Genomic DNA, 9,171 nt, shown 5'->3' on the forward strand with positions numbered 1-9,171 from the left:
ATTCGGACGGACCGTCCCATCGACAATTTCCTATATCGCGGACGCTGGGCCGGAGGCATTATCGAATCCTTCGACCGAGTGCCGCGTCTGAATGCTTGGCCTAATAACGAGAAATGCCCTGCGAGGGCACAACGCGTCTCCCCAGTGCCGCCTGCTCCCACAGGTGGCCTTTTTTTTGTTGCATTATTGGGCGGACCCGCCGGAGTTCCCCATGTCTGAGCCGCCGAATGCCTTCGACCTACTCGACCACATTGGCCAGCTGGCTGGCGTCGGTGGCTGGGAGCTGGACCTGGCGACCAGCACCCTGCGCTGGACGGCGCAGACCTGCCGTATCCACGACCTTCCGCCCGACCATCAGCCCACGCTCGACGAGGCCATCGGTTATTACGCGCCGGCGGTGCGCACCGTGCTCGAAGCGGCCGTGCTACGTGGCATCGAGCAGGGCGAAGGCTGGGACCTGGAGTTGCCGATGACCACCGCCACCGGCCGGCAGATTTGGGTCCGGGCCCATGGTGCGGTCGAGCAGCGTGACGGCAGGCCCTCGCGATTGATCGGTGCGTTTCAGGACATTACGGAGCGGCGCCGGGATATCGATGCCTTGATCGCCAGCGAACGGCGATTTCGGAACCTCTTTACCTACAGCCTCGGGCTGATCTGCACCCATGATCTGGAAGGTCGACTGCTCACAGTGAACCCGGCCGCCTGCCTGTCGTTGGGCTATGCAGAGGCAGAGCTTGTGGGTCTGCCTTTGGGCGAGCTGATGATGGCTCGCGATGCGACCCGTGTGCCCGACTATCTCGCCCGTATCCAGGCACGGGGTACCGACGCGGGACGTCTCCGCTTCCATGCGCGGGACGGTGGCCAGCGCGTCTGGCAATACCACAACGTGGTGGATACCCATGACGGTCAGTCGCAGGTGCTGGGCCACGCGCAGGACATCACCGAGCAAGTGCTGCAGGAGCATCGCCTGCGCGAGTGGTCCATCCGCGATGCGCTGACGGGATGCTACAACCGGCGTTTTCTCGCGCAGTACTTTGAAAGCGCGGGCAACCAATCCGGTTGGTCATGCGTGACCGTGGACCTGGACAAGTTCAAGGCCATCAACGACACCTTCGGCCACCAGCGTGGCGACGAAGTGCTGGTTGCCATGACACAGTTCTTTCAGCGCCACGTGCGTGCCGGGGATTACGTGGTCCGCCTGGGTGGCGACGAGTTCCTCGTCATTTTGCCGGCGAGCGGACTGGACCAGGCGCATGCGTTGGCGGCGCGTTTGGCCCACGATGCGCATGCGGCCCCGTGCGGGTTTACAGCGGGGTGCGCCATGCATACGGCTGGGGTACCGATTGAGGCGACGCTGGCGGAAGCCGACCGGGCGTTGTACACGGTGCGCAGGCAACGGCGAGTCGATGACCATGCGCCGTGAATCTTGCGCAGGGACGGCGCCCGACCGGACGCCGTCCCCCGGCAAACTCAGGCCTTGATAAAGGCGAGCATGTCGTTGTTGAGCTCATCGGCATGGATGGTCAGCATGCCGTGCGGGTAGCCCTTGTAGATCTTCAGCTGCGCGCCCGGAATGAGCTTGGCTGAGAGAACACCGGCATCCTGGTACGGGACGATCTGGTCATCGTCGCCATGCATGACGAGCGAGGGCACCTTGATGTTCTTCAGATCGGCGGTGAAATCCGTCTCCGAGAACGCCTTGATGCAATCGTAGTGGGCCTGTATGCCGCCCATCATGCCCTGGCGCCACCAGTTGTTGACGGTGCCTTCGATGGGTTTGACGCCCGGGCGGTTGAAGCCGTAGAACGGCATCGGCACTTCGCGATAGAACTGCGCGCGATTGGCGGCGAGCTGCTTGCGCAGATCATCGAACACCGAGATGTCCAGGCCGCCCGGGTTCGAGGCCGACTTGACCATGACCGGCGGGACGGCGCTGACCAGGATGGCCTTGGCGACGCGGCCTTCGTTGTGCTGGGCCACATAACGGGCGACTTCGCCGCCACCGGTGGAGTGGCCGATATGCACCGCGTTCTTCAGGTCGAGGTGGCGGACCAGTTCGGCGACATCGGACGCGTAGGTGTCCATATCGTTGCCCGTGATCGTCTGGGTCGAGCGGCCGTGGCCGCGACGGTCATAAGCAATGACGCGGTAACCCTTCGCCAGGAAGAACACCATCTGGGCGTCCCAGTCGTCGGACGTCAGCGGCCAGCCGTGGTGGAAGAAGATGGGCTGGCCCGTGCCCCAATCCTTGTAGTAAAGCTCGACGCCGTCCTTGGTGGTGAAAATCGCCGACTCGGCGTGCTTCTTCCCGGAGGCCGGCTTGGCCGCCGCAGCGGCACCCTTCGACGCGGCGCCTTCCGCGGCGACAGCGGCTCCGGCTACCAGCGTGCCGGCGGCGAGGCCCGCTGTGGCGACGAAGCTGCGGCGCGACATGGGGTTCTTGAGGCTTGGATCGTGTGAGTCGGTCATTGGGATTCTCCTGGTGGAGGCAGCACTTTATGGGACCCTCTTTCGAGGGTCTTGCATGTCCGCCTTGCACGGTTCAATCGCGGTTGTTACTGACCGGCCGTATTCGACGCCCACACGGCCTGCGTCGGCCCGTAAATAACGAGATTGCCATCGCCTTGCAGGAACGCCTGCGCCGCCGTCTGGCCGGCGTTCCCCGAACGCCACAGCTGCTCGCCGAGCTTGCCGTAGACGATGAAGTCACCGGATGGGGTGAGCTCCAGCTGGGCGCTGTCCTGGTTGACCGTGTTGGCGGCCCATAGGGGAATGCCCGGTTCCTTGTACAGAACGAGGTTGCCGTCGCCCTGCAGGATGAGGGTGAAACGTCCGTCGCAGGAATGGATGGCCTGGTTGGGCAGCAGGCCATTGCCTGGCTGGAAGTTGCCGCAGCCGGTCGGCGCCGTGACGGTCGAAAGACTGACCGGGGTGAACAGTGCGAGGTTGACCGCGCCGGCGATCGCGGCATAGCCGGCATCGTTGGGGTGCAGGTGGTCGCCGGAGTCGAAGGCGGGGAGGAAGGCCGTCGGGTGCGCGGGGTCGTGCGTGGCGGCGTCCTGATCGATGACGGCGTCGCAGGTCGACGTGCTGCCCCGAATCCATGCGTTGATGTCGCCACGTACGACCTCGCGGGTGGCGGTCCAGTTCGAGGAACCTTCCCACGGTGTCAGCGTCGAGCAGGCAAAGCGCACGCCTTTCGCGTGGCTCTTGTCGATGAAGGACTGCAGGGCGGCGATGACGTTGGCTGCCGTCGCCTGCGGATTGCCGTTACCGAGGTCGTTGAGCGGATCGTCGGAGAAGATGACCCAGCGCACGCCTGCCTGTCCGAGTGCGTCGCGGTCGAAGCGCTTGAGGCCACTCTCGCCGGAGCCGTCGGCAAACAGGTTGTTACCGCTGATGCCTTCATTGATGACACCCACGTTGATACCGGCGGACTGCAGCCGTTCCGCGAGGCGGTTGGGCCAACGGTGGTTTGCACCATAGGTCGACGCGTACCCATCCGTAATGGATGCACCGATCGCGACCACGGCGCCCCGTGTCGTCGGGTTCTGGACGTCGACGTTGGTCAGGAACTCGTAGTCACCGATGGCCTGCGCCGAGATCACCGGTTGGCCGCTCACGTCACCGCTTGCTTCATAGCGGTCCTGCTGGCTGAAGGAGTGACCGGTCAGGGCGGCGGGTGCCTGCTGCACGTAGAAGCTCACCGCGACGTTTGCCGTTGCCGGTACCGGGAAGTCGATGCCGTCACTGGTGGCCGTGGCGCCGGGCGCAACGCTGACTGTCGTGTTCCCGGCAAAGGTCAGGACATGGTCGGTGGCAGGGTCGACCGAGGAGCCAGACGTCGGAAGGGCGGCATGCACATCCGACAAGGTCAGCGGCGTGGTGCCATAGAGGTTCGACACCGTCACACGTAACGCAGTGCCCGCCATGCTGGTGTGGACGATATGCCGGAGCGTCTTGCCCGTGGGCGACGTGTTGCTTGAGTAAGACTGCGGAGCGACGCCCCAGGTACCGACCCAAGGATCAAGCACATTGGTCGCGCTGACTGAGCTTGCAGACACCGCGAGTGCGACGGCTGTTACTAGCATCTTGAATGAGGACGAAGCCATGAGGAAACCTGCGGGGATGCGGGGAAGGGAGGGGCATCGTGCCATCGCCGTCCTTCGCTGCCTGCAATCGGGTTCACAGATTTTGATGCCGCTTGCCACGACCTGGACGCCACGCGAGACTTGGCGCTCACCTGTCATGTTTCGGCCGATTCAAAACACGAGGTCCAAATGCCTATGAGCTTCGCCCGCCAGTCAACTCTCCGCCGCCTGACGCTTGGCCTGATGCTTGCCGTTGTTCCCTTCGGCGCATGCCTCGCCGCATCAACGAACATGGAGTTGAAAAAGCTCGAAGAGGCAGATCAGGCGGACCGGTCGCCGGGCTCCAACACGATCGACTGGGACGTGGTGGGAAAGCACGACGTCGCTCGGCAACGTCGCGCGACAGAAATCCTCAAGGCAGGCGACGTTCGCACCGCTGATGATTATTTCAACGCGGCTCTCATCTTCCAGCACGGCGACAAGGTCGAAGACACGGAGCTGGCGTTGGCGCTTGCGACGACGGCAACCCGGCTGGATAGCTCGAACAAGGACGCGAAGGTTCTGACGGCGCAGGCGTGGGACCGGATCCTGGTCAAGCGTGGCAAGCCGCAGTGGTATGGAACTCAGTTCTTCAAGAACAAGGCCACCGGCAAATGGGAGCTCTCGCCGACCGATCCGACGGCCGTCTCGGAGGCTCAGCGCGAGGCTTTGGGCATCCCGACGATCAGCGAGACGAAGGCGCATCTCGACGCTTTGAATGCGAAGTAGACGGCGCTCCTCAATAGATGAGATGTCTTAGTTGCGCGGCAAACTTCTGGCCGAGCTCCTGGAACCCCGCATCCGAAGGATGCAGTTCATCGTGCCAAAGCGTGGGGTCCGGGCCCAAGGTGCCGAGCAGTGGACAGAAATCAAAGAGGCCGGGGTTCGCCGTCTTGAGCGGAACGAGGATCTCGTCCCGAAAGGCGTCGAGAAGGAGACGCACAAACTCGAGCTGGTCCGTTCTGGCCGGGAGCACCGCCTGCACATAGCTGCCGATCCAGTCACCGACCTTGGACACCAGCAGGGCGATAAGCCCGATGCCTTTGAGATCGAGCTTCGCCGGGACGCCCAGCCGCACGGGGTAGTCGTAGGTATGGGCGAGAATCGGGACCTTTCCCTTGCCTTTATCCCGGACCACGGCGATCAAGTTCTCATAGCTTTGGCGGACGACAGCGAATCGGGCCGCCTTGACGAGGTCCACCGCTGTCTGCGGCGTCAGGGTTGGTTTGCCTGCAAAGACACCCTCGAGATGCTCACCGACAATATCGTTGCCGCCCGCACTGATCAGCACGGCATTGAAGTTGAACGTCGCCAGGTGCTCGCCGATACGGTCCAGGTTCCTGGAGCCACTCTTGAACATGCGGACGGCTTCATCGCCGTTGTCTTCCAGGCGCAGATAGAGGCCGGGCACGAGGGTGGTAACCACGTCGAGCAGGTTGAAGTTGTCGAGCGGGAAGGCAAACCATGAGTCACCCTCGCTGAGGATGACGGGTGTGCTGCCAAGGGTGCGCGTCCGTTTGGCCTCGCGGTAAGCGTCCCTGAAAGCCTCGAACTTGGTCATCGGCTGTGCGGGCATGGCGACCTTCCTCCGGTGATGCTGCGGCGTGGCTCGATCGGGTCTGAATATCCTTGCTCTAAACGATGGCTGTGCCGTCGGAAAAAGTACCTAGCGAATCAACCAGCGCTCGCCCGCACCTCGACCAACGCCAACTGAGCATACTGCGCCGGCCGGGCCTTCCGCAGCCACACGCTGAAGCCGATCCCGACTGCGAGCGTAACGACGTACAGCGCAGGCAGCCAGGCCACGAACGGCGTATTGACCGTCGACAGCAGGGTGAAATTGATGCACACGGTCGTCAAGGCGACGGATAGTCCGATGGCGGCAAGGACTGAAGCGACGAGAACGACCGGCCCCGCTTCCTTCCTGCGCTTGAAGACGTAGAAGACAATCGCGATCGCTGCAGCGGCTTGCAGGGCAATGATGCCCAGCGTCCCCATGCCGATGAGGACAGGAATGATCGCGGCATACGGGTCGTTCCGGGTCGACGCGATGCCGATCAGGCACACGACGGTCGCCAGCGACATGCACAGGGTCGCGGCCACGGGAACGTTACGCACCTCGTCGAATTTGCCAAGCATGCGTGGCAAGAGGCCCTCACGGGCCAGGGCAAACACGTAGCGGGACGCCGCCGCGTGGATGGCGATGTAGGTCGCCAGCATCGAGGTGCACAGGAGCACGCCGGCGATGTCCGAGGCGACCTCACCGTCATACTGCTTGATCAGATCGAGGACGAGCGTGCCACCGTGCGCGAGGGCCTGCGCCTTGACGTCACCGGAACCCATCGCGCCGACTGTGATCCAGGCGGTCAGCAAGTAGAACGACCCGATAAGGATGACCGAGACGTAGCTGGCCAACGGGATGCTGCGCACGGGATCGGCCGCTTCCTTGGAATAGAGCGCACCGGATTCGAACCCGACGAAGCAGGTGAACGCCGTCATCAGCGAGACGCCGATACCGGGCGCCAACCACTGGCCCGGGGCAAACGACGAGAGCGGGAAGGCGGCCCAGCCCTTCGCGACGACGACACTGGTGTCGAAGACGACGAGCACCGCGGTCTCGACGACGATGATGACGGCGAGCAGCTTGGTCGACGCGTCCATGGACCGGTAGTTGAGGATGCCGGTAAGCAGGACGGACACCGCGGCGCAGATCGTCCAGTCGACCTTGTAGCCGACGGCGATGGAGACCTGCTCATCGAAGTATCCGCATGCCGCTGCGAGCCCGAAGGCGAACGCACCGTACGAGATGATCGCGCAGAACGCAGTGCCAACACCTAGCGGCTTACCCAGGCCCTCGGCCACATAGGTGTAGAACGCGCCCGTGCTGACGACACGGCGGCCGATGAAGGCATAGCCGGTAGTGAACGCGACGAGGATCAGGCCCGCGATCAGGAAGGCGACGGGTACGTTCGCCCCGGTGCCCCGCGAGATGGCAATAGGCAGGTTGCCGATCATCGAGGCGAGTGGCGCGGCAGCTGCCAGAACCATAAAGACGATGAACTGTGTCGACAGCTTATGGCTGCGTGGCGGCTTTACAGCGGTCGAACGGGTCACGGGAACTCCTGGATCAAAAGACGTCGCGATCAAAGCCGGCGATTGTATGCCACGAGCACGACCATGGCCTTACAGAAACAACAAAGCAGTACGCTCGACGGGACGTCGGTACTGATATTCCTCTACGAGCCATCTATTACGAGTTCGAGCAGTCGGAAGAGGTCGACGACCTCCGATGCATCGGACAAAGAAAAAGCCCACGGAGGGGAGTCCATGGGCTTCTTGGTGTTATCCGTCGGTGCAAAGCGGCAGGGGAACCGCAGACTGCTTGGGACCGGCGCCTCTCGGCTGCCTTGGAAATAACTATACTCGGCGGTTTATGAATCGTTCTTAAGTTTCGCCCGGGCCAAGGGTAAAAGTGACCGACTTGCCCGGCTGCAGGGCGATCTCACGGCTCCAGCGACCCCATTTCAGGCGGGTCCGGCCCCCGCTGGTGCCGTGCACCGTGACCGAAGCGACCTTCCCCTGGCTCCAGGTCAGGTCGACCCGGAACCCCCCGCGAGCCCCCATACCCGTCACGCTGCCCGAGGCCGCCCACGCCTTGGGCAGCGCCGGCAGCAGCTCGATCAGCCCCGGCCGGGACGACATCAGCATCTCCAGCATGGCGACGGGCGTGCCGAAGTTGGCGTCGATCTGGAAGGCGTCGGTGCTGGCGTCCAGGGCGTACATGTCAAAGAAGTTCTGGGCGGTGCCGTTGCTGTGGTTCTTCGATGGCGACAGGTTGGTGAGGATGAGCTGGTAGGCCTTCTCGGCGTCACCGAGTCGGGCCCAACAGATCGCCCGCCAGGCGCAGGCCCATCCATAGCCGCCCGTGCCTCGCGCCTCGAGCAGCCTGGTCACGCCATCGATCAGTGCCGGCGGGCTTCCGTCGGCGATGATGCGGTCGCCGGGGAAGAACCCGATCAGCGGCGACAGATGCCGGTGCTCGGTTTCGCCGAGGCTGTCCGGCGTCATCCATTCTTCGAGCCAGCCGGTCTTGGGACTGACCTGGGGCAAATAGAGCCGCGCCTGGAGCCGTGCGATCGTCGCGGCAAAGTCGGCGTCCTCGCCCAGGAGCGAGCTCGCCTGGCGACAGTTGTTGAACAGATCCCACACCAGTTCCTGGGAATAGGTGTTGCCCTTGGCGTCGGTCGGTCCGTGCTCGGGCGACCAGTCGGCATCGTCAATCAGGACATCGCGCGCAAGGCCGGTGGCCGGGTCGGTCACGCTGACGCTCAATAAGCGTGACTCCCAGAATTCGCAAGCGCCTTTGAGCAGGGGATAGATGCGCGCCAAGTAAGGCCGATCGGGGTTGTATTGATAGTGCTGCCACAGGTTATTGCACAGCCACGCATTCCCGGCGGGGTGCCAGCGCCAACCGCCGCCGCCGTAGATGTTGGTGGAGATCCCCACGGTCCAGCCGGCGATCTTGCCCGTGCTGTTGCGATAGCCGTTGCGGGGATCGTTGAAGTGCTGACGGGTGACGGCTGTCCAGGCGTCCACCTGGCTGAGGCAGTAGTCGGTGAACGGCTCGAAGCAGGAAGGCAGGCCGGCCCGGTCGGGCAGCCAATAGTTCATCTGGATATTGATGTCGTTGTGATAGTCGGCCATCCAGGGTGACGTGTTGCTGTTCAACCAAAGGCCTTGCAGACCGGTCGGCAGACTGTCACGGGATCCGGCGATCGTCAGGTAGCGGCCGTACTGTAGATAGGACGCTTCGAGTTCCGGATCGACGGGGGCGTCTGCCGTGGCGCGGGCCTGGAGACGGGTCCAGGTGTCCATCTTCCGCTGTGCGTCGGTCGACGCGCCGAGGTCGACACGCATCGTGTCGAACAGGGAACGGTAGTCGGCGATGTGCGTACGCAGCAGCATGGTCGGCGATTGCGTCGCTGCCGCCTGCGTTTTCTGGATCGAAAGCTTCAACGGATCGACCGACGCATCCATGTAG

Annotated in this window: 7 protein-coding genes; 2 read left to right on the top strand and 5 right to left on the bottom strand. The window is 63.4% G+C overall.

The features are described 5' to 3' along the window. Nucleotides 1-211: 211 nt before the first annotated feature. The gene (locus AC1DYM_RS20255) at nucleotides 212-1,423 is read left to right on the top strand and encodes a sensor domain-containing diguanylate cyclase (protein WP_477341429.1); all 1,212 of its coding nucleotides are present in this window, start codon (nucleotides 212-214) and stop codon (nucleotides 1,421-1,423) included. Between the two features lie 47 nt (nucleotides 1,424-1,470). Here AC1DYM_RS20255 and AC1DYM_RS20260 read toward each other — a convergent pair whose 3' ends face one another. Both AC1DYM_RS20260 and AC1DYM_RS20265 read right to left on the bottom strand, forming a co-directional pair. Continuing rightward, nucleotides 1,471-2,433, bottom strand: coding sequence for an alpha/beta fold hydrolase (locus AC1DYM_RS20260; protein ID WP_477341443.1), 963 nt, complete (start codon nucleotides 2,431-2,433; stop codon nucleotides 1,471-1,473). Between the two features lie 122 nt (nucleotides 2,434-2,555). Continuing rightward, nucleotides 2,556-4,112 (bottom strand): GDSL-type esterase/lipase family protein, encoded by a 1,557-nt coding sequence (locus AC1DYM_RS20265; RefSeq protein WP_477341431.1) that lies wholly within the window; start codon nucleotides 4,110-4,112, stop codon nucleotides 2,556-2,558. A 174-nt stretch (nucleotides 4,113-4,286) separates the two neighbouring features. Between AC1DYM_RS20265 and AC1DYM_RS20270 the strand changes: the two genes are divergently transcribed. Beyond that, on the top strand, nucleotides 4,287-4,859 hold the full coding sequence (locus tag AC1DYM_RS20270) for a hypothetical protein (protein ID WP_477341433.1): 573 nt from the start codon (nucleotides 4,287-4,289) through the stop codon (nucleotides 4,857-4,859). 10 nt (nucleotides 4,860-4,869) lie between these two features. Here AC1DYM_RS20270 and AC1DYM_RS20275 read toward each other — a convergent pair whose 3' ends face one another. From AC1DYM_RS20275 to AC1DYM_RS20285, 3 genes are all read right to left on the bottom strand, one after another. Further along, entirely contained in the window at nucleotides 4,870-5,706 is an 837-nt protein-coding gene (locus AC1DYM_RS20275; protein ID WP_477341435.1) for a hypothetical protein, read from the bottom strand. Nucleotides 5,707-5,804: 98 nt separating this feature from the next. Further along, a complete protein-coding gene (locus AC1DYM_RS20280) occupies nucleotides 5,805-7,244 on the bottom strand; it encodes an APC family permease (RefSeq protein ID WP_477341437.1) in 1,440 nt (479 codons plus the stop codon). A gap of 330 nt (nucleotides 7,245-7,574) precedes the next feature. Further along, nucleotides 7,575-9,171: glycosyl hydrolase family 95 catalytic domain-containing protein (locus AC1DYM_RS20285; RefSeq protein ID WP_477341439.1), on the bottom strand; the 1,597-nt coding region annotated here is incomplete at its 5' end.

This window comes from Luteibacter sp. P1_D3 (assembly GCF_056406135.1).

Coding starts and splice junctions, on each gene's coding strand:
- AC1DYM_RS20255 (WP_477341429.1), top strand. CDS start 212: ATGTCTGAGCCGCCGAATGCCTTCGACCTACTCGACCACATTGGCCAG.
- AC1DYM_RS20260 (WP_477341443.1), bottom strand. CDS start 2,433: ATGTCGCGCCGCAGCTTCGTCGCCACAGCGGGCCTCGCCGCCGGCACG.
- AC1DYM_RS20265 (WP_477341431.1), bottom strand. CDS start 4,112: ATGGCTTCGTCCTCATTCAAGATGCTAGTAACAGCCGTCGCACTCGCG.
- AC1DYM_RS20270 (WP_477341433.1), top strand. CDS start 4,287: ATGAGCTTCGCCCGCCAGTCAACTCTCCGCCGCCTGACGCTTGGCCTG.
- AC1DYM_RS20275 (WP_477341435.1), bottom strand. CDS start 5,706: ATGCCCGCACAGCCGATGACCAAGTTCGAGGCTTTCAGGGACGCTTAC.